The following is a 22,862-nucleotide window of genomic DNA, read 5'->3' as shown; positions in this document are numbered from 1 at the left end:
ATTCGTTTCGCCAATTTTTTTTAAAATCATGGGTTAGCTTTTGCTCTTCGCCAGAAACGGTATTTTTTAATATTTAGCCACAAACGAAACGTTTTCGCCAGCGTGGGGTTATATGTTAAACTGCTAAACGGTAATGCAATTACCGAAGAACGAAATAAGGCTACATTGCTGCTTTAGTTGATGTTCCCTTATCCCTTCCTTATTTTGTAACCGATTAATCAATCGAAAAACAAATGTTCTATTTTCTATTTTTTAGTTTTTACGCAGAAATCCGCTAAAAAACCTAATTTTTTTGTTTAAAATCCCTCTTTTTTTAAAAAAGTCATCACTCTAAAATGAACGTTCGTCAACAGGTTTGATTTGTTGGTCGCTGGAAAACAGGAGTTGGTAAATAGATATTCTTTTACAAGATATGCTCCTTAATTTGTGTGGTAATAAATAGGCTGATTTGTTGCCCAAGAGGTAGTTACGCATTTTCAACCCAACATGTCGTCAAATACAGGACATTTCCATTTCAGCTGGTTATAAATCAATTTTAATCCAAGTTAACCTTATGCGCAAGTTAAGATTTTTGTTTTCACTTTCTATTTTAGTACTGGTCCTTAGCGTGTGGGCAAAGGCCCAAACTCCAGCAAAGGCACCCGAGCTTCCAAAAGTGCTCCCTCCATCTCCAAATGCAGCAGCATTGGGTGTTATCGGTAATATACCTGTAGGGCTAAGTACCGGAACGCTCAATTTTGGTCTGCCCTTGTTGCAACTGTCATCTGGGAATATTAAACTCAATATTGCTGCATCATATAGCGCAAGTGGGATAAAAGTAGATCAACTTGCCTCCAGATTGGGAATGGGCTGGATTATAGATGCAGGCGGAATGATCAATAGGACCGTGCATGGAGATGCGGATGAGAATGCGGTATACCCGACCCCAGTAGCTAATATCAACCTCAATACACTCCCCGTAAAGGAATATCTTGAAAGGGTATCGCTGAACAAAGATGGTTATGATGCCGAACCCGATGTTTTCAGTTTTAACTTTAACGGCTATTCGGGCAGGTTTGTGCTCAGGCCAACCAATAAGACACAGGTTGTTTTTTTAACCCAGTCTACCCTTAAGATAGAAACCGATTTCAGTACAAATAGTTTAAAGCCCTATACACTAAAGGTAACCGATCCTGATGGGGTAGTATATTATTTCGGAGGGGCCAGTGCTACCGAAAAATCAAGAAGTAGCAGTGGAGGGGGCAGTAACTGTGGAAAAACATATGATACAGGGATAGAAACTGCTTGGTATTTAACCAAGATCATAGACTTGAACGGCGACTACATCACATTTAGTTATCTGCCTTGTGAAATAACATATGACATCAGTGCTTCCCAGAGCATTCTGGCCATGGATGCCATTACGGCCGGACAAAGTTTGTATGATGGGGCAACAGGACAGGTTTTGTATCCTGCCCCTGGCTATTCGTCTACCTGCATTAGCGGTATTGTAAACGGTGGCGTATACCTCGATGAGATCCTTTCATCGAAAGGCACAAAGATAAAGTTTAGTTATGTGGGAAGGAGCGACTTAGATGGGGATAAACTGGTCAGCAAGATCGAATATGGACTGAGCGGCGCAACGCCATTAAAGACATTTGACTTTGGGTACACCTATGGCATCAGTGGCAGCGGTTTTAATGTAGCATACGACACGAGTTATGACCCCACAATATTTAGTAACCGTCCCTATCTGAGCCATATTTACGAAAGCGATAAAAACCTGGCCGAAAGCAAAAAACATAATTTCAGTTATTATAACATTAACGGATTGCCGCCAAGACTGGCTTTTGCACAAGATAAATATGGCTATTTTAACGGGCAAAATAATGTAGGGTTCATTCCGGGGCCGGTCAGTTCAATTTTTTCTTATATACCGGCCAACCGGGATTCGTATGGCGCCTATGCCAACTACGGCATGTTGAGTAAGATCTATTATCCAACGGGAGGTACCGATAGCCTGCAGTACGAGCCCCATGGTGTCGCCTCTGAAATGGGCTCTGGTCCGCTGCCTGGTGCTGCTTATGTTGGTACTGTTGGAGGGGTCAGGATTGCCAGGATCATCAGCCATGATCCGGTTTCCAATACCGATAAAATCAAAGCCTATCGCTATAACCAGTTTAGCAGCCCTACTTTATCCTCTGCATTTGTATTCAGCCTACTGCCCAACTATTTTACAGCGGTAGAAAGGCGGGTAACGAATTCTACTGTTACGGCGGCCATGTTCAATACCTACACGCTAGCCAGTGCAGGGGGTGACGTAGCCTCTGGACAATTTGATGGCAGCCATCTTTTCTATACTGATGTATGGGAAAGTGATGGTGCCGATCTTACAAATGGTGGAACACTGCACCAATATGAAATTTTAACAGGGAGACCGGGTCCCAGTTTGATGCGGGGTTATGATTATGCGGGGATGCCCTCGGGACTGAGTGGGGCAACAGCCATACATGAAAAATATCAACAGGTGTTCAGGGTCGATAATCTTGGGCAAAAAATAAAATTGAAAGAAGTGTTCATGACCCAAAAGAGTATACCTATTGACACGGTTATCAGCATTACCGGTAGACAGAATTATGACATCGATGCTGTAGGTGGTCCGGATCCATTCGATATCTGCTTCTACACGTTTGAAAGCTATTGGAATTATAACGATTCAACTACGGTGATTACCTATGATAGCGATGGACTGAACCCTGTAACCGAAGTAACGGCTACAAGCTATGGCAATATTGCACATCTTTTACCCACACAAAGCGTAACAGAGGATAGTTATGGCAGGAAAATCTATAGAACGATGGAATATCCGCATGAAATGGTTGCAACCTCAAGTGATCCTACTGGAGTATATGCGGCCATGATTGCCAAGAATAAAATTAACCCACTGATTAGGGAAACACAAACAGTTGCCAGCACTGTAATTGCAAAAAAACAGACTAATTACTTTGAGTCCAGTACTGGTATTTTTGTTCCTAAAACCATTAGTACATACAATACCAGTAACAGTAGTTTCGAAGACCGCATCCGATTTCACCAATATGATGCTTTCGGCAACCTACAGAGTGTTTCCCAACAGGATGGTTCGAAGATTTCTTATTTATACAGTTATCATAATAACTATCCTGTACTAGAGATCAAAGATTTAGACTATGGTACGATCGCCAGCACACTAACCCCATCAAATATTGCCAGTTTCGGATTGTCGACTCCAACTAGGTCAGGAATAGCCAGTTTTATTGCACCTCTTGTTGCCGCCTATCCAAAAGCACACATTACACAATTGAGCTATGAAGATCCCATTGGTTTGAGCAGTATCACCGATGCCAAAGGGATGACCAGTTTTTACGAGTATGATGATTTTCAGCGTTTGAAAAACATCAAGGACCAGAACGGCGATATCGTAAAGAATTTCAGCTACAACTATGGCATTAACGTGAATACAGCCGCAAACTGGACTGATACCAATGTAAAAACCTGCGAGACGGTTGGTGGCTCTTATACCGGAGTAGAGCTAATGCAACAGGTTGATAACAATCCATATAGTGCGACCTACAATACCTATCGTACGCGTAGCCTGGGCAACACGGGCAATTGTACATCAACTGTTTATGCAAAGGTTTTTTACGAGAACCAGGCCGTTGCACTGCGCAGGACAAAGGCCGATATCGTGGTCAGGTTCTTCAGCGATGCGGCATGTACGCTTCCCTATTCGGTAAGTGGCCTGAATGTGGCCTATGAGGAGGTCGATGACATGTACAACCTGATCAGTTCCTCTTCGATCACGGCGAACGGAACATCATCACTGATTGCAACACAGGCCATTATCCAGGAGAACGACCCTTCGGGGAACCCCGTGGCCTTCTATGAATTTCTGCTTAGCTCATCTATCTATTATACAGTTGTTTATTAATATAACGTTCATGAAAAAGACCTATACATTGACCCTTGGACTATTGTGTTTAAGTGCAGTTGTGACAAAGGCCCAGTTGCCCACGCTGAACAGGAATTTTGTGATGGAGACGGTGGTTAAGCACCAGGGCCACCAGACAGCCGGGAGCCTGGCCTTGCTTCCCGTTGACAGTGCCAACCGGAGCATCCAGTACCTGGACGGCCTGGGCAGGCCATTGCAGAGTGTGCAGTGGCAGGGGAGCCCCTTAAAGAAGGACATCGTGCAGGCGGTGGTGTACGACGCGTTGGGCAGGGAGGAGCTGAAGTATTTGCCCTATGCCGAGCAGAGTGGCAATGATGGGAGCTTCAGGGCCTCGCCCCTGACCAACCAGTCGAGCTTTTACGGCAGCGGAAGCTGGGATGCGAACGTGGCCAAGACGGCCTATCCCTTCAGCCGCACGGTCTTTGAGGCCAGTCCGCTGAACCGCGTACTGGAGCAGGGCGCCCCGGGAGCGGTGTGGCAGCCCTACAGTGGCTCGATTGGCGGTTCCGGCCATACGGTACGGATGGTGCAGGGAGCAAACACGACGGGCGAGGTGGCCCTGTGGAAGGTGACCTCAAGTGGTGCGGAAACCTTGGCTCCCTATGGAGCGGGCAAGCTGTACAAGGGCATCAGCAGGGACGAGAACTGGAGCAGTGGGAAGTCGGGCACGACCGAGGAGTTCAGGGACTTGGAGGGCAGGGTGGTGCTGAAAAGGATCTGGGAAACGGAAAGCGTATCGCTTTCGACCTATTACATCTATGATGATTACGGGAACCTGCGCTATGTGGTGCCGCCTGCGGTAACGGCCACGAGTTTTACCGAGGCAGATGCGAACTTTAACGGCTACATCTACGGTTACCATTATGACGGTAGAAAACGGCTGATCGAGAAGAAGGTTCCCGGCAAGGGCTGGGAGTACATGGTGTACAACAAACTGGACCAACTGGTACTGAGCCAGGACAGCGTACAACGAACAAATAACCAATGGTTGTTTACCAAATACGATGCACTGGGCAGGGTGGTGATGACGGGGCTCTATACGAACGCTGGTACATGGGCGTCGGTACAGGCACTGGTGGACGCACATGTGGTGCTCTGGGAGGAAAGGGACAACCTGGGTACGACCTACGGCTCGGGCTATACGAACCTGGCATTCCCGGTATCCATCGCCTACTTCCATTCGCTGAGCTACTATGACGACTATGATTTCTTTGCGAACACCTTCGGACAGCCCAACGGCACCACGCAGGTGACCGCCGCAAGGACAATGGGACTGCCGACCGGCACCAGGACAACGGTGCTCGGCACCGGCACGATGCTGCTTACGGTAAACTACTATGACAAGGACGGAAGGGTCGTTACCACCAAGGGCGAGAACCACCTTGGCGGAACGGATGTGGTGGACAACAGCTACAACTTTGCCGGCGAACTGACTGCAAGTACCCGTACGCATACGGCAAACAGCACGACCACCACCATTGCCAACTCGTTCAGCTACGATCACATGGGCAGGAAGATCGGTACCAAAGAGAACATCAACTCCCAGGGAGAAATAACCCTGAACAAGTTGGAGTATAACGAGATCGGGCAGCTGAAACAGAAAAACCTGCACAGTACAGACGGGACGAGCTTTTACCAGAACACGAAATTGGCCTACAATGAGCGTGGTTGGATGAGGAACAGTACCAGTAATGAGTTCAGCATGAAGCTGGGCTACGATACATTGAGCACTCCACAGTATAACGGGAACATCAGCGCTCAGCTCTGGGGCAGTGGGGCAAGTTTTCCCAATGTCTTCAGCTACCAATACAACAGCCTGAACAGACTTACCAATGGTGCCAGCACGGGCATCAGTATGAGCGAGGTATTGACCTATGATGTGATGGGTAACATCGCAAGCCTGAGCAGGGACGGGGGAACGGCTGGGGTCTATGGCTATACTGGCAACAGGCTGAACTCGATCACCAGCGGACCACTGGTCACGGGGAACTATGGCTATGATGGTAATGGTAATGCTACCACCGATGGGCGCAATGGGGTAACACTGACCTATAACCATTTGAACCTACCAGCTACCGCTACAAAGAGCGGACTAAGTTTGACTTATACCTACGATGCCACGGGACAGAAGTTAAAAAAAGTAAGTAATATCACTGGGACGACGGACTATGTCGACGGCATCCAGTACACCAATGGCACGATCGATTTCATCCAAACGGAGGAAGGTAGGGCACTGAACCAGAGCGGTACTTACGCCTACCAGTACAACCTGAGTGACCATCTTGGAAATGTGCGATATAGTTTCGATATTTACGCTGGAGTTGTGAGGCCGCTGCAACAGGATAATTATTATGCTTTTGGATTGAGGCATAGCACAACGGCAGGGACGAATAACTATTTATATAACGGCAAGGAGCTGCAGGACGAACTGGGACAGTACGATTACGGGGCAAGGTTTTATGATCCGATCATCGGAAGATGGAACAGTATTGACCCGCTGGCGGATCATTCAGTAGATCTAACACCATATCATTTCTGCTCGAACAATCCGATGAACAGGATTGACCCCGATGGGATGTGCGACAAACCAGATTGCCCACATAAGAAAAATATCACCCTAGCATTACCTATTGCGGATCCAGATGGAGATCAAAAAGGTTATTTAAGAAATGCAACTGCAAGTTATAAAGAGGAGCATCCTTTCAAAGCATTCATAGTTGATTTAACGCAGGGTCTTTTGGATGGGCTTGGTGTAAATGCAGTTGATAACCTTTTTTTCTCAGGTGAAAAAATAACTACAGGTAAGGCAGTCTTTGCGGCAATAGCTGTAGTCCAAGGTATGGAGGCTGTAGAAGGTGGGGGAGGTGGAAGAGGGAAATCTTCAAGAGTAAAAGAATCTCTTACAGTAAACGAAGGGAATTCTACTCCTACTGCAAACACTAGTCGAGCAGCAAGAAGACAAGCTATGAGGGATGCGGGAATTCCTACGAGCCAGCAACCAACTTCGCAGTCAAGTAATGCATCGGGGCGTGAATATGGATATGAAACGTTTGTTCCCTATGGTACAACATCTACTAAGTCTGTTCAACAACAAACAATGGATAGCAGCCATCCAGGGCAGGCACATTGGGAGGCTGGGAAAGTTAAAGTTGATCCTACTACTGGCCAACCTAGAATGAACGATTATGGGCGACCAAAACTGGAAAATAAAGGTAAAGCAAAGGTAAATTATTAATATGGAGACAGCAGAACAAAAGCGGAGAAGGATAATTGGAAAGCAAAAGATATCAGATTACTTAATTGAGCTTAACAACATCCTAAAAATAAATGTTTCATCGAAAGATTTGTTGACAATAGAAGAAACAGATTTCATTCTTTCTAACCCATACAAACTGCAAACTTTTTTTAAGAAGACTATATTATTTGAGCATAAAGCCGAGTTGGAGAGTGCTATAGTTAATAACATTCTGGAAAGTGACTATGGCTATTTTATATTCATATCTGATGTTTTACAATGCGGCGCAATAAGGATATCATCACTTAATGATTTCAACTTCAACTTCAGTTATGACGACCTAAACACTGGAATAATATCAATAGTTAGAGAAGATTTATCAGAAAAAATCACATTGGATTTTTATGAAGAGAACTGGCTGAAATACATAGAGATAGAACTTTTTGGAAGGTAACTGTCTCGTCCTGAAATAGGTTTACACAAGGTCTAATACGGGTTTTGCTTTACAGATGGTGGTTTAATCGATTTAAATTACTCATTTTACTTACTTTCTAGAATAAACAAAAGTACCTTTCTTAGTTGGGTGGGGTTCAATTTTGATTAAATCAGGCATTCGCAACATCGCCATGGAGATTGCAGAACTGGTATAAGCCCATCCATATTGTAGAAGAAAGTGTTTAATCTCTTTAATTTCAACAGTTTTCTTAAAAAAATCATCTTTAATTAGAACATTTTTGACTGAATACACTATTGAAGGTTGCTCTTCAAGAAGTACAACAAGCTCTTTGTTTTTATGATGGAATTTCAATAATTTGTTCCTAAATCCGGCTTCCAAAGATAATTTTCTGGCTGTAATCTCTCTTAGAGAAACATTAAAGAATTGACTTACTGCTTCCAAATCTTTTAACTTTATTTCAGTTTTACCAGCTTTAATATACTTTAGCTTTCTAAGTGAAAAGCCCATTAAATTGGAAAAGGCCTCATCAGTTAAGCCAGAAGCTTCAATAAGCGTATTTATGTTTTGAACTAGTAATATGTTTTGAGTTAAAGCCATTTGGCTAATCTCAATCAATAATAATCTCAAAAAGTGCAATTATTTGCATTTATTGATATTGTTTTATATATTTGATTAACAGTTTTTTAGATTCAGCATCTAAGAAATTATTAAAAGCAAATTGGTATTAAAAAAGAGTCTCGCTTGCTAAATTCTGACAATTGCAACTGAACGGGACAATAGATTAATGCCCATGGCAATATTTTGCGTACTTTCGTGCGTACTATGGCGCTATGGGCTCTATTGTAAATCCGTTTCAAAAGGCCGTCAGAAGCCTAGCAAGGCGGTATTTAGAGCCCAGCTATAGTGCTTCTCTATACCCTATCGAAGACTCGTGTGACATATACGAGTAATGGGAACAAAAAATGCATTCAGCTTGATCATTGATTTTCAGCAATTGAGAAGTTGGTGTGTTGTGGTTGTTTTTTTCTCGGAAATTTTCTTTGTGTACAGTTTAGGGTTTAAGATCTTGATTAGTCTGGTGATCTGTAGTCCCGAGTAGTTGGGGCTATGGGGACGGGCGGTTTGTTTTGGATTTGGGTTAAATAGTTAATAACTGCCGTCCGTTTTTCCTTTGCTTTTCTTTCTTTTTTGGGGTGTGGTGTTTTTCTGCTGCATTTCTTTTAGTTCAACTTAAATTTTTTAGAACCATAAACATGAAAAAATTGATGATTTTATTCGTCCTGGGATTATTGCGCCTGAATTGCGGGGTGATGGCTCAAGGGGTTACGGGCGATGTGGTGCCACTGAAGGTGGGGAGTGTACTTCCGGAAAAGTTCTGGGAGCAGGGACTTTCAGTATATGCCGGTGGCAAGGTTTCGGTAAAGCAGCTTTCTTTTTATAAGGACAGGTTGCTGGTACTGGATTTTTGGGGCCGTTATTGTGCGCCTTGTATCAGATCCATGCCCAAGATGGATAGCCTGAATAAGGCTTTTGAGGGTAGGTTGACGGTATTGCCAGTTGGCGACTGCAAATCTGCAGTAGATCTAAAGGGGGTACTGACCAGGTACGGCCTGATGGGATTGGGGATGGAACAGGGACTGTATTCGCCTTACCTTGCCCTTACCTTTCCTTTTGGGATCCTACCGCATCTGGTTTGGATTTATCAAGGCAGGGTGGTGGCCATTACCGATGGGGAGTACTTGGATAAAGAGAATGTCGTTGCCATGCTTAGCCTTGATGCTGAGGGAGCTATTAAGCTGTTGCCCACAAAAGTGGATAAAGCGGTTCGTGGTGAGGTGGAGCTGATTGGCTTTGGGGACCTGCGGCTGGAAAAGCCAAAGGGATTTTTCTATTCTGCCTTTACGGGATACCTGGAAGGCGCCTCGCCGCCAGAAGGAAGAATAGTGGATAGTGCCTTGGCAACAACAAGGTTAAGACTGTTCAATAAGCCACTACTAGCCTATTGCCGCTTGGCTTATGATTTTAAATCGATTAGTGATACTTCCATGTTCGAGCTGCAGGTAGCCTCAAAGGATAGGTATTTCCAGCGGACAAGGTATTATGAGCCATGGGCCAGAGACAATACGTATTGCTATACGGTCAACTTGCCAATGGAAATGGGCAAGGAAGAACGGTCGGAGTTTATCAGACAGGATATCAGGCGCTGGTTGCTGCTGATGGGGATTTCACTGAGTTTTGAAAAAAGGAAGGCTGCCGATGGTTCGGAAAAGATCAAGATTGTGGTGAGCGAAAGGGGGCTGCATGGTTAGGTTAATTCGTGTTAGGTTAGTTTTTTTGGTGACTGTTTGTATAGGGCTTCCACTGTTGTCTTTGGCCCAGTCTGAGGCTAGGATCCAAATCAGTGGTAGCGTGGTGGAAGGAGAGAGCGGGAGCAATCTTGCTGGTGTTTCGGTTCGGTTGCAAAGTTCTGCTGTTTCGGTGATGACCGATAGTAAGGGGAGGTTTATGATACTGGTTCCTTTGGAAGGAGATACGCTTGTTTTTTCCATGACTGGATATGAAAGGCTTAAACTATTCTCTGGAAGGATGGCGTCTTCGATGCTGGTGGCAAAGCTGGAAAAATCAAAGGTGCTATTGGACCAAGTGGAGATTATCAATACGGGTTTCCAGCGCTTGCCCAAAGAACGGGCAACAGGTTCCTTTACGCTGGTAGATCGCGGTCAATACGATCAACAGATTGGTATTAATGCCCTTTCTAGGTTGGCAACCATCAGTAATGGAGTGGTAGGGGTAGCCTCACGTGTAGGGTTTTTTGCTAAGGATGCGCTGCTGGTCCGGGGAATGAGCACGTATACTTCGGGGCTGTCTAAGCCGCTAGTGGTGGTCGATAATTTTGAATATATGGGGGATATCAATAACATCAATCCCAACGACATAGAAAGCGTATCGATCCTAAAGGATGCTGCTGCGGGTTCGATATGGGGAGCCAAGGCTGCAAACGGGGTAATCGTAATCACCACCAAAAAGGGCAAGCTCGGGCAGCGGCTCAAAGTAACGGCCAGTTCTACAGTCAATATCGGTCAGGAACCAGATCTTTTCTTTCTCAGGGAGATCGGTTCATCGGATTTAATCGATCTGGAGCTTTTCCTGTTCGACAAAAAATATAGGTTTACCGATACGGCTCGTTCCACGCATCCTCCATTTTCAGCAGCTTACGAACTATTGTTCGCTAATCGTTCGGGCAAGCTTTCTACTCAGGACCTTCAGGTAAAACTGGCGGAGATGAGAGGCAGGGATGTGAGAAACGATTTCCAACGTTATTTCTATCAGCGTTCGCTGGATCAGCAATATGCGACTTCATTGAGCGGTGGTGCTGAAAGATACGCTTGGTCGTTTTCGGCCGGATTGGATCAGAACCAGGGAAACCTGCATGAAAGGTACACAAGAAACACCATTCGGTTCTCTAACCAGTTTGTATTTTCAAAAAAACTTTCTGTGTTGCTTGAGCTTTCTTATGCGGGAAGCAAGAGCACCAATGGGCGGCCATCCTACGGTAGCATTAGACCAGCAAATGCTACCTTACCCATGTATACCTCATTTGCCGACGAACAGGGGAATGCCTTGCCGCTCTATATACAGTACAGGCAAGGTTTTATCGACCAGTTGGGTGGGGGAAAGTTGTTGGACTGGAAGTACTATCCGCTTAACGATTATACCTTTATCAACAACACGTCTAGTACTAGTGACATGAACGTGAACGTTGGGCTGGATTATAAACTGTTGAACTGGCTGGCTGTTGGGTTGAAATACCGCTACCAGCGGCAGCTCCGCAGGATCCAAACCCTTTCCGATCAGCAGTCGTTCACGGTACGAAACCAGGTCAATAATTTTACGCAGATCAGTAGCGCTGGAGTGGTTACTAACAAGTTGCCAAAAGGTGCCATATTCGATTGGTCGGACAATGCGCTGAATGCCCAGAACTTCAGGGCGCAGCTGAATGCTGGTAAAAACTGGACTGACCATAGGCTGGATGTGATTGCTGGTGTAGAGGTCAGCCAGAACCTTCAAGAGATCATGCAGGACAGAACCTATGGCTATAACCCACAGACCCTTGGTTTTGTGAATGTAGATCTCACTAGCCAGTATCCGCTACTGGCCACCGGAGGCAATGCCATGATTTCCTCAAGCAAGGATTTCAATAGGTTCAACTATAGGTTCCTTTCCTTTTTTAGCAATGCCGCATATACGTATTTAGGGAGGTATACCTTATCGGCGAGCGCCAGAAGGGATGCCTCCAACCTGTTCGGACAGTTGACCAATGACAGGTGGAAGCCCTTATGGTCTGTGGGTGGGGCCTGGATTGTTTCTAAGGAACCGTTTTTCAACTTTAGTCCCTTGTCAGAGTTGAAGCTTAGGGGAAGTTATGGAGTACAGGGAAATGTAGATCCAAACAAGGTGGCGCTGACCACCCTTGCCTACAGTGGGCAAAATCCTTTCACCCAATTGCCGATTGCAAGGATTGGCAACTATGCCAATCCAGAGCTAAAATGGGAACAGGTTGGTATACTCAACCTAGGTGTCGATTTTTCGGTTTTCAAAGGTAGGATTAACGGATCTATCGAATATTATCATAAGCGGTTGAAAGATATGTATGCCGCGGTACCAGTTGATCTTACAACGGGCATAGGTAGCAGTGTGATCAGGAATATTGGTACGGGCACTGGACATGGGATGGATATCCAGCTTTCGGGAAACTATTTATTGGGGAAGGTCGTCATGCGTCACGATGTGGTGGTCAATACCTACTCGGACCGTATTGTTCGCCTGTATGCTCCACCAGCTCTTGCCAGTCAGGCCATGTCAAATGGACTGGCCATGTTTGAAGGATATTCACCCTCTGCGATTTTCGCCTACAGATGGGCCGGACTAGATCCACTTACAGGAGATCCCAGGGGTTATCTGGATGGGGCGGTGAGCAGCGATTATACTGCTGTGGTGAATAAGACCACCTTTGCCGATATCCGGTATATGGGTACGCTGCTGCCAAAAGTTTTTGGCTCGGTAGGGACTGGGATAAGTTGGAAGGGGATCTCGCTTTCGGCGAGACTGAGCTATAAACTTGGGTACTATTTCCGCAGGGAATCCATTTCCTATGTTCCGCTGATTGCTCAGCTTTCCGGAAATGGTGATTATGCGCAGCGCTGGCAGCATCCGGGAGATGAAGTCTTTACGAACGTTCCCTCCTTTGTTTATCCCGCTACTGCGGCAAGGGATGAACTCTATAGAAATTCGGAGATATTGGTCGAGCGGGCTGACCACATCAGGTTACAACTGCTGAGCCTGTCCTATGCCTTTGATAAGACGGGAATTAAAAAACTTCCCTTTGAGCGCCTCCAGGTATTTTCTACCCTGAGTAATGTAGGCATTATCTGGAGGGCCAACCATCTTGGACTTGATCCCGATTATGCTTCTTTGCCTAGTCAGCGACAATTCGCTTTTGGAATTAAATTAGATTTTTGACGATAAACCCACATGAAATGAAAAATAAAATATTTGCACTAATTGGCAGCGGTCTACTGTTTTTGACAAGCTGTGAAAAATACCTAGATAAAAAATCCGACCAAAAACTTGTTGTTCCGCAAACTGTTGCCGAGCTGCAGGCGGTTTTGGATGACAATACACTTTTTAACCAGAACGAGCCCAACGCCGTTATCGTGGCGGCTGACGAATACCAGCTATCCTATGCTGCTTGGCAGGGCTTGAACGAATTTTCAAGGAACATGTACATTTGGGCTCCAGCACTACAGTTCGCCTCGACGGCAAGTGATAACTGGTCGGTCCTTTATACACAGGTGTACCGTGCGAATGTCGTATTGACCAACCTGCCGAATGTCGCCGAACAGGGATTCCAAGAATGGCGAAATGTGAAGGGGCAGGCGCTGATGCTCAGATCCAAGGCATTTTTTCAAGCGCTAATGATCTGGACGGTCGGCTATCAGGCCTCGACCTCGGCAAATGAGCCAGGAATACCCATAAGGTTGGATGTCAATTTCAACACGACCTCCATTAGGAGCGCCCAAAAAGAATGCTTTCTAAAAGTGATCGACGATTTGAGGGAAAGTGCGGCATTGCTGCCCGATATTCCGGTGCACCCGATTAGACCATCTAAACCAGCCGCTTATGGATACCTCGCTAGGACATTTCTGGCCATGGGAATGGCCGATAGCTGTTTGAAATATACGAATCTTGCCCTTGCCCTTAAAGGCAGCTTGATGGACTACAACGGAGGGCCAGGTGTGAATCCAACTGCGGAATATCCCTTTGCAAGGTTTAATCCAGAAGTGATATACGATACCTACATGGGGCATCCCACCTCGGTCAGCAATGGGGTTATCGATCCAGAGCTGTACAATTCTTATGCAGCGGACGACTTGAGGAAGGTACGCTTTCATCGAAGTTCGACTTCTATAGGTTACTTTAAGGGATCCTACTATGGTACTTTTGATCTGTTCAATGGTATTGCCACTGATGAACTGTACCTAAATAGGGCAGAATGTTATGCCCGGCTTGGTGATAAGACTAGATCGATTGAAGCGCTGAATACCTTGCTGCTTAAAAGGTTCAAAACAGGAACCTTTCAACCTTATACCGCTATAGATTCTGAAGAAGCCCTTAAAAAGGTGCTCACGGAACGAAAGAAGGAACTTGTTTTTAGGGGGCTGAGGTGGATGGACTTGAAGAGATTGAATGCAGATGGGGCGGATATTACGCTGAAACGTGTGCTTTCAGGCAAAGAGTATATGCTATTGCCTAATGATAGGGGCTATGCGATGCCAATCCCAGAAAAGGTGATTTCTACATCGGGAATGGCACAGAATTTAAGATAAAAATAGCCCCAATGTCACTGGGGCTATTTATTTAGTCTTTGTCTGCTACTCTATGGTCGATGTCTTCGATATAGTCTGTTGCACCGTTGGTTCCTGGCTGGTTATCCAAGAATTCCACGAGTTGTTCTTCCATAGTACCGATGCCAGATAGTTCGAGCTCATCTACGCTTAACTTGCAGATGTTCCCAGAACCTGGGCATTGACTACCATCTTCAGTAACTTCCCAATTGGTATCTGTCAGATAGGCCCCTTCAGTGTAAGTAGACGAGTTATACTCGAAGATCACATCAGCTAGCTTACTGCTGCCAATGGGTCTAAAAGCACTTTGACTGACCACGATCGCAAGACCAAGAAGGAATGCAAAAAGTGGCAATTTGTTTTTTAGATTTTTCATGTTACTGACCGCTATTTTGCATTTGAAAAAACGGACGAAAAAGTTGGGTTTGGATTAGGACGATTTATCTGCCGCTCTGGTGGGCAGCTACCGGCACCTATAAGCTCCCAGAGCTCAGGGGTGCCATTTTAGATTCGAGTTTTTTGCCGATAAACAATCAGACTTGCATAGATAGATAAGGAAAGAAAGACGATATTGAACCATACGTGCTGTTTCCAGCTCAGACTTTTCAATACTCCGCCGCAGGAGCAGGGCACTTTTTCAAACACCCCTAAAAGTGCCATTGCGATATAAAAGGTGAAGATGGTTAACAACAGGGTGGAGAGGTAGAATCCTAGGGTTCTAGTCGCGCTAAAGATCAACAGCGCAGCTGCGGTAAGCTCGGATAGCGGTAGGGTCCAGAAAATGAAATCTGAAAAGGGCTTACTAAAGGGTTGTTTATACAGCGAAGACCTAAAAGAAGTAGGATCCGACCATTTGCTCAGAGCAGTATAGGTCCATAGAAGGATGAGCAGAAAGGTAATGCACTGAATAGCTGATGTAAAGTATTTTTTGGCTATCATGTTGGATTGGATTTAGTAAGCCAAACTAGCAACAACGTAATTTTTTATTTATGACTGTTTGCCCAACTTGATGGGAAATAATGTCGTCAAAGTAGATCACTGAGGGTTCGTCGAGTGATATTGAGGAAACTGGCTTGTTGTTCCCTAGTCAATTGGTTAAAGGAGTTGTGGAATTCCTTTTGAGCATAGACGAGTTTTTCTGCAGGACTGTGGTAGGTGAGCATAAAGCTGTGTCTAGTGGCTCGGATGAATGCTTCTGCCAGATAATAGGCGAGGATAAAGTGCATGTCATCGTATTTTGCACTAAGAGCGTTGACGGTTCGATGGTTGATGGAATAGGCCGTCGTGTCGGATAGAAACCAGATGTCTTGCTGGGAGGGTTGCTGGTGAAAGAAGCTTTCTCCAGAAAAAATGATATCATGAGCTGTCCATAGCATAGTGATGCAATTGGTTTGCCTATAATGCTGGCTGGAGGCCATTGCTCCTTGCTCGATCAATAGGATATCTCGTGACTGTTGTCCGCTTGCCAGCCATTGCTGCCCTTTTTTATAATGAACCTGTTCAGCTGATACGGTGAACTCCTGGAGGAAACGTCTGGAGATCATCCGAAGTTCATTTGGTCTTGCGAACAATGTGCTCTGGTCCATGGGTTTGTGTTTTTAACGGGCTGACTGATCTTTTCTTGCCAGCCCGTTAGGTGAGTATGGTGCTATACTGGGTTTTGGTAGCTGATGGTGAAGATTAATTCTTCGCTACTGGCGAAGCCATTTGCTGCTGAAAAGCTTGAACTGGTCTTTTTATCCAGGTCCAGCAATTTGCCACGATCTTCGCCTTCTTCAGGCTCAGCTCGCTGGGCTTGTGCTTCCTTAACTAAGGAAATGGGTAGGCGATTTCCCAGGAAATACTTGCAGTCAGTGGCGGCCCTAGCGATGAATCGTTCATCGATTGCGTGAAGAAAATTGATTTGACTTTCATCGAGAATAAAATGTTCGATGATCCAAGCGCTAAAGTCGTTTCCAATAGACTCGGCCTGCTGGCCAAGCTGGGCATCGGGAAGAGCATGCATTTCGCTGATGAGGTCCTGTAGACCGCTTGTCGATAAGGGGAATTTTTCCATGATATTGATTTTTAGGTGAATGATCCGTACTCGTATTAGCTACGGCTTGGGTCAAAACTAGCGGATGAAAAAGCGGTTTTTTAACAATTGAAGCCTGTTTTATGGTGAATGGTAGATTTAGGGTGTTCAATGGTAATTCTTGGGAGGTTAAGGTATCCTGGCGGAGGTGAAAGAAAAAAAATATATACTTTTGGCCTTACCTATGCCTATGAAAAATACACTACATCCTGAAGAAATTGGGCCTATTACTTACCTGAAATGGCCATTACGCCTATTACTTTCTATCATCGTTGCGCACCTGATTACCGTGGAGGGCCAGTCCAAGTCCTCTTGGCAGCTGTTCCATCAATTGAATTATTGGGTGGCATTGACCTTTAGTGTAGTGGCTTCCTTTCTACTGATTCAGATGGTTCACTGGATAACAAAATGGTTGGACCGTAAATACGATTGGGTGAGATCGTGGTTGCCAAGAGTATTGTTGCAATTTGTACTAGGAATCCTGCTGGTATTGGCGTTGGATATTCTTTTTATTAGAGGATATTTCTGGGTCTTCAATAATGATTTTGATAAGAGCGGTTACATGACCGTAGAATTTCCGATCATCAAATGGATGGTCTTGTCCTTGAATATACTGTATGTAGCGTGGTTTTTTGCCGCTCATTATTTCGCCAGTTCATTAGCCAATCATCAGTTGAGTAGCGAGCTTGATGGATTTTACCAGATGCGAGAAAAACAGGAAGGCTATCAGTATAATATTGAGGCCAAGTTGGGAAATAAGGTGGTTATGGTGCTACCACAAGAAGTATTGTGTTTCGAACGGGAGGAAAATGTCGGCTATGTTTGGATGAAAGATGGCAGGAAATACAACATCGACCTCAAGATGCAAGAGCTTGCCGAACTGCTGAATCCATTAGAGTTTTATCAAATCAGTCGCTCGCTGATGTTCTCCCTTTCGGCAATTAAGGGTTATGAAAAGGTAAAGAACAAACAGGCCAACTTGATTCTATTGGATGACTTTGAAATCCCTCTTCCGCTGTTAGTAAGCCGTTACCGTTTCGATGGGTTCAAGAAGGCTTTTGTGCTTTCTCGACAGGTAAAGGCTAAACCTCTTTAAATTTGGACAGCGATAATCCATAGATCGGTTTTTGTTTGAACAAAAATTAGGGATTTTGCAAGCCGAACTGGCTCTTGGGGCGGATAGGGAAAGGCTTTGCTTGTTGTTCTCATTGGTGATATTACGGCTTTTTGAAGATAGAGGGCAAGTCGGGTGTATGTTGACTGAAAAAATGGACTTTTTAGATGAATTCAGGGATATGCCGAAAAGGTATTTTCGCCTACAATGGTCGCTCGGTTCTATGCCCGAAAGCTAACTGTTTCTTCTAGGCATTTGAATAGGTTGTGTAGGGAATGGTATGGTGGAAAAGGTATATTTGAAGTAGTGACGGAACGGATCTGTATGGAAGCGGAAGTGTTGCTGCCAGATTCGGGTTTGCTGGTGAAAGTGGTGGCCTATGAACTGGGTTTTTCCTCTACGCAGCATTTTAGGGTGTATTTTAAACAGCACAGAGGAATGACCCCTAGCGAATTTGAGAAGGAATCCAAGAAAACAGAGGTGGCACATCTTGAAAATAAGGATTTGGGTTTATCCATTATCAAAAGGTTTTCAAGCTGGTAGTCAACGAATTGCTCATTGTTATAGGTCAGAGTTCCATAATTGAAATTAACATGTGGATTGTATTAACTTCATCATTTGCATCTAGTTGACCATTACCAAATTCTCAATTTTGCGCCGAATTCTTAAAAAAAAATGTCGAAAAATCAGCCCATGGGCCTCCGTTTTTAAAGTAAATTGAAAGACAGTTTTAATTCATCCAAAAACTTATATTCGATACTGGACGTAATGATAGCTGAGGGATTACGAACGATATAAAGTTATAGACGGGTAAGGTCGTTAAACATGTCTACAACTTTACGAAAATAATCCTTCCAAAACCTTTTGGCCTTTAGGTTTTTTTCTTGGACCTAGTTTGGTACATGCCTTTCAAGGCTCAAGTTTCGATCTGCCTAAAATGTCGATAAAATCATCTTATTTAAAATCATGTTCGTCAACAAATTGAAGCTGTTTGTCAACAGTTATGTGCTATTGGCAAATATATTCTTCAATGAATTCACGTCAAACTAAATTGCATAAGCCAATTTATCAAAGTTTGTAATAAAAATCTGAATATGCTCGATATGAAAAAAAAACTAAAACTGTTTTTGTCACTACTATTTATTCTCAATGGACCACTGGCCTACTCACAGGTAGCAACCTCATCTTCACCTGTAATCCCGCCATCACCAAATGCCGCCTCACTTGGTAAATATGCAGAGATGCCAGTAAGCCTGTATACGGGAATACCTAGTATCAGTATCCCTCTGTATACCGTACAGCAGGGTGACCTGAAAATTCCGATCTCCCTGTCCTACAATTCTGGCGGGATAAAAGTAGAAGAGGTATCGCCATGGGTAGGACTGGGCTGGAGTCTGAATGCTGGAGGTGTGGTGACCAGAACGGTACGTGGGTTTGCCGATGAATTGGTCCTAGGATCGTATCTCAATAACAGTGTAACATTTGATGTTTTAGCAGGTGCCTACAGTAGTAACCCGTTAAATTTTATGGATACCTATCTGACAGATTACGAATCTGGTGCGCTCGACACCGAACAGGATTCATATTATTTCAACGTAGGGGGTATGTCGGGTAAGTTCTTTATCGACAAGGACACCAAAAAATGCATCACTGTTCCCCTTCAGGATGTTAAGATCAGCTATACCATTGAAAACAGCAAGGGTTTTGTTCGCTGGACGATCTTAGCACCTGATGGCACCAAATATATATTCGGTTCCAATCTGGCAGGTACGAGAAATGCGACAGAAGCTAACGACGGGACCTTTGTCTATAAAGGTGCCGGATCTGGGCACCAAGGAGGAAAGTTCAATTCTTCCTGGTTTTTGATAGAAGCGATATCGCCCAACCACCAAAAGGTAGAGCTCTTTTATAAGGCCAATGTGGTGAACTATGTACAGCGATCTAGTCAAACTACCTATGACCTGTTGGCTACCTCTGCGCCAGTTGATATACCGCCAAGCGACTTGACCTATTCTGCAACAAATATCAAAGGTGTGAGGCTGGACAGGATAGAAGGCAGTTTTGGCAAGGTTGTTTTTACACCGGCTCCGTTTGATAGGAGCGATCTGACCACCTCTGATTCGGCACTCCAGTACATACAAGTATACGATTATGAGAATGTTCCGATTAAAAAATATAGGTTGGCCACTTCCTATTTTACCTCTACAGAAAGCTTGCCCACCTCGCCAAACCTGTTCTCTGTTGCCGACCAGCTTAGATTGCGCCTTGATTCGGTGATTGAACTGGGTACGGAAAATGTAAAGAATGCTATACATAGCTTTACTTACAACCAGAGCATGGCATTGCCTTCCAGATTCTCGTATAACCAGGATCACTGGGGATTTTTTAACGGGAAATCGAATACCTCGCTCATCCCTCCCTCTACCTCGGGAGTCAGTGCATTTGATGGAGCCGACCGTTCGGCTGATGAGGCCAGCATGCAGGCATTTTCGCTCAAAAGGATCAAGTACCCTACTGGGGGAACACAGACCTTCAACTATGAGGCCAACAATGCTTATATGCAGGATTTCCAAAACGAACCAAAACTATTGGGCGATTCTACCTACGCTACAGTGAACTCACTAAACCCAGAGATAAGTGGACGATCTCGGTCGACAACTTCAGCACCTTTTTATCTTGACAGTGAAACCTCACTCAAATTTTATCTGCAACTTAATCTGGATTCTGCGACGATCAATCTGATCCAATTGCATGTAGGGCTAATGAACCTCGATGATTTTTCACTAACACCACTTGATCCCCTACAAGGTGTTCCAAGGCTTGCCCAAACATTTGATCCGGGCAATTACCAACTTTACATCAACTGGAAGAACTGGATCCCACTTACAGATACCATAACAAAAGTAGATGTTTATATGGCAGTTTCTGGACGGCCTAATGTAATACACGGTAATCCTAATCCAGTGGCGATATATAAAAACAAAACCCTCGGTGGTCTGAGGATCGCAAGTATAGAAAATGATTTTGTTGGGCAGATATCCACGAAATACTACAACTACAGTAGACTAGGAGATCCGACCAAATCGAGTGGTGTACTCACTTCGGCACCTGTATATGAGTATCTAACTGGACTGCCCTATTCACAGATGCAATCAGGGGTGTTTAAATCTGGCAATGCCCTGTTCCTGGTTCGCACCTCAAATAGTAATGCCCCTTTGGCAACCACGGCAGGGGGCTTCGTGGAATATGAATACGTCAGGGAACTGTTTGATCAAGCAAGCAATCAGGGGGAAACATTGAGCCATTTTAGCACATCCAAGGAATTTGCGGATGTTGGCAATTTTAGTACCGTATTTCCTTTTGCACCCTATCTTTCACAAGACTATAAAAGAGGGCAGCTACTCGAACAGACCAGCTATAAAAAAGAGGGGAGTATCCTGTATCCGGTAAAGAAGATCATCAATACCTATCAATCTAAAGCATTCGCTACATCGCCCTCAGTAAAGATGGGTTGCGCAGCTCGATCGCTATTTATAGCTTACGATCCATCTTTAAATATGACCTTTAGTACCAAGTGTTCAAGCTGTATCATTGCACCATATAGTATTGATACTTCCTTTCCCTATTTGGCGACGACTACTGAACGCAACTATGACGCTGATACCACCAAATTTATTGATAGATTTACGAATTATAAGTATGATAGCGATTTACATTTCCAGCTCAGTAGTACTAGCACGGTAAACTCTGAAGGCGATACGTTGATTACCAAGCTTTCGTATCCTATAGATTATACCATTTCGGGCAGTGATGCCGAAAGCCTTACCATCCAAAAGATGAAACAGGACTTTAGGATAGCTTCACCAATTGAAACTCTGCAGCTGAAAAAAACTGTGGGAGGCACAACAGTACTGAGTGCGTCCTTGAACCAGTATCAACTGTCCATTGATGCCATCACAACCGATACACTGGTTGTACCATACAAGGTTAATCAAACAAAGATTTCCTCGCCACTTACCCTTAGCTCATTTGTACCTTTTGCTCCATCAACAAAAGACCCGCACTACGAAACGCGACTGGTGTACAATGAATACGATAGCAAAGGAAGCCTCTTAAAATTAACCACAGATTCAAGCAAGGTAGCTAGTTACCAATGGGGCTATAATGGACAATACCCTATTGCGGCGGCACAGCATGCCGCACCCAATGAATTTTATTATAATGGTTTTGAGCAGAGCACCGGAAGTGGTTTTGTAACAGGGACTGCTCATACTGGGAAAAAGTACACTACCAATACCAGCATTAGCTGGACAAGGCCAAACGCAAGGAACTATGTGATTTCCTATTGGCGCCTGTCAAGCGGTAAATGGCAACTCGCAGCAGAATCCGCTTATACGGGCAGCAGTTTCACGCTTAGTGGAGGCTCGGCCTATGATGATGTCCTGATCAAGCCAGCGGATGCTCAGGTTGCCACGTACGCCTATGATCCTTTAATTGGGTTGACCAGTCAGACCGATACAAAGGGACTCACCACCTTTTATACTTACGATAAGTACGGCCGCTTGGAAACAATCAAAGACCAAAATGAAGATGTTGTAAAACACATGGCGTACAACTATGGCATTAACGTGAATACAGCCGCAAACTGGACTGATACCAATGTAAAAACCTGCGAGACGGTTGGTGGCTCTTATACCGGAGTAGAGCTAATGCAGCAGGTTGATAACAATCCATATAGTGCGACCTACAATACCTATCGTACGCGTAGCTTGGGCAACACGGGTAATTGTACATCAACTGTTTATGCCAAAGTTTTTTACGAGAACCAGACCATTGCACTGCGAAGGACAAAGGCCGATATCGTGGTCAGGTTCTTCAGCGATGCTGCCTGTACTGTTCCATATTCAGTAAGTGGTTTGAATGTGGCCTATGAGGAGGTCGATGATATGTACAACCTGATCAATTCTTCTTCGATCACGGCGAACGGGACATCATCACTGATTGCAACACAGGCCATTATCCAAGAAAATGACCCTTCGGGGAACCCCGTGACCTTCTATGAATTTTTGCTTGGCTCATCAATATATTATACAGTTGTTTATTAAAA

General features: G+C 44.6%; 14 protein-coding genes. 9 read left to right on the top strand and 5 right to left on the bottom strand.

All coding sequences use genetic code 11. The annotated features are described in order from the left end of the window. Positions 1-553: 553 nt before the first annotated feature. From GM921_RS09960 to GM921_RS09950, 3 genes are read left to right on the top strand one after another with little or no spacing between them, the layout of a single operon-like run. Positions 554-3,949, top strand: coding sequence for a hypothetical protein (locus GM921_RS09960; RefSeq protein WP_182922500.1), 3,396 nt, complete (start codon positions 554-556; stop codon positions 3,947-3,949). Between the two features lie 10 nt (positions 3,950-3,959). Next, a complete protein-coding gene (locus GM921_RS09955) occupies positions 3,960-7,205 on the top strand; it encodes a DUF6443 domain-containing protein (RefSeq protein ID WP_182922499.1) in 3,246 nt (1,081 codons plus the stop codon). 1 nt (position 7,206) lies between these two features. Then, on the top strand, positions 7,207-7,659 hold the full coding sequence (locus tag GM921_RS09950) for a hypothetical protein (RefSeq protein WP_182922498.1): 453 nt from the start codon (positions 7,207-7,209) through the stop codon (positions 7,657-7,659). Positions 7,660-7,749: 90 nt separating this feature from the next. Here the strand turns inward: GM921_RS09950 and GM921_RS09945 are convergent, their stop codons facing one another. Continuing rightward, positions 7,750-8,259, bottom strand: coding sequence for a helix-turn-helix domain-containing protein (locus tag GM921_RS09945; protein WP_182922497.1), 510 nt, complete (start codon positions 8,257-8,259; stop codon positions 7,750-7,752). Positions 8,260-8,915: 656 nt separating this feature from the next. On the opposite strand from GM921_RS09945, the gene GM921_RS09940 reads away from it, so the two are divergent. The 3 genes from GM921_RS09940 to GM921_RS09930 are packed head-to-tail and all read left to right on the top strand — an operon-like array spanning position 8,916 to position 14,549. Then, complete coding sequence (locus GM921_RS09940) at positions 8,916-9,971, top strand: TlpA family protein disulfide reductase (RefSeq protein WP_182922496.1); 1,056 nt, start codon at positions 8,916-8,918, stop codon at positions 9,969-9,971. Beyond that, entirely contained in the window at positions 9,964-13,182 is a 3,219-nt protein-coding gene (locus GM921_RS09935) for a SusC/RagA family TonB-linked outer membrane protein (protein WP_235969818.1), read from the top strand. Before GM921_RS09940 ends, GM921_RS09935 begins: the two co-directional genes overlap by 8 nt. Positions 13,183-13,199: 17 nt before the next feature. Then, positions 13,200-14,549: a RagB/SusD family nutrient uptake outer membrane protein gene (locus tag GM921_RS09930; RefSeq protein WP_182922494.1), complete on the top strand. Its 1,350-nt coding sequence runs from the start codon at positions 13,200-13,202 to the stop codon at positions 14,547-14,549. Between the two features lie 31 nt (positions 14,550-14,580). Here GM921_RS09930 and GM921_RS09925 read toward each other — a convergent pair whose 3' ends face one another. The 4 genes from GM921_RS09925 to GM921_RS09910 form a co-directional block, all read right to left on the bottom strand. After that, positions 14,581-14,943 carry a hypothetical protein gene (locus tag GM921_RS09925; RefSeq protein WP_182922493.1) on the bottom strand — a complete coding sequence of 121 codons (363 nt, stop codon included), beginning with the start codon at positions 14,941-14,943 and terminating at the stop codon, positions 14,581-14,583. 128 nt (positions 14,944-15,071) lie between these two features. Continuing rightward, positions 15,072-15,506 carry a MauE/DoxX family redox-associated membrane protein gene (locus GM921_RS09920; protein WP_182922492.1) on the bottom strand — a complete coding sequence of 145 codons (435 nt, stop codon included), beginning with the start codon at positions 15,504-15,506 and terminating at the stop codon, positions 15,072-15,074. Positions 15,507-15,592: 86 nt separating this feature from the next. Continuing rightward, positions 15,593-16,153 carry a Crp/Fnr family transcriptional regulator gene (locus GM921_RS09915; RefSeq protein WP_182922491.1) on the bottom strand — a complete coding sequence of 187 codons (561 nt, stop codon included), beginning with the start codon at positions 16,151-16,153 and terminating at the stop codon, positions 15,593-15,595. A gap of 62 nt (positions 16,154-16,215) precedes the next feature. Beyond that, complete coding sequence (locus GM921_RS09910) at positions 16,216-16,623, bottom strand: hypothetical protein (protein ID WP_182922490.1); 408 nt, start codon at positions 16,621-16,623, stop codon at positions 16,216-16,218. 208 nt (positions 16,624-16,831) lie between these two features. Here GM921_RS09910 and GM921_RS09905 point away from each other — a divergent pair, with 208 nt between their 5' ends. From GM921_RS09905 to GM921_RS09895, 3 genes are all read left to right on the top strand, one after another. Then, positions 16,832-17,737, top strand: coding sequence for a LytTR family DNA-binding domain-containing protein (locus GM921_RS09905; protein ID WP_182922489.1), 906 nt, complete (start codon positions 16,832-16,834; stop codon positions 17,735-17,737). A gap of 225 nt (positions 17,738-17,962) precedes the next feature. After that, entirely contained in the window at positions 17,963-18,298 is a 336-nt protein-coding gene (locus GM921_RS09900) for a helix-turn-helix domain-containing protein (protein WP_182922488.1), read from the top strand. 560 nt (positions 18,299-18,858) lie between these two features. Continuing rightward, entirely contained in the window at positions 18,859-22,860 is a 4,002-nt protein-coding gene (locus GM921_RS09895; protein ID WP_182922487.1) for a hypothetical protein, read from the top strand. Positions 22,861-22,862 lie beyond the last annotated feature (2 nt).

The organism is Pedobacter planticolens, from assembly GCF_014172375.1.
GTDB lineage: Bacteria > Bacteroidota > Bacteroidia > Sphingobacteriales > Sphingobacteriaceae > Pedobacter > Pedobacter planticolens.
Note: the sequence above shows the minus strand (reverse complement) of the source record. Positions and strands in the feature narration are given on the sequence as shown.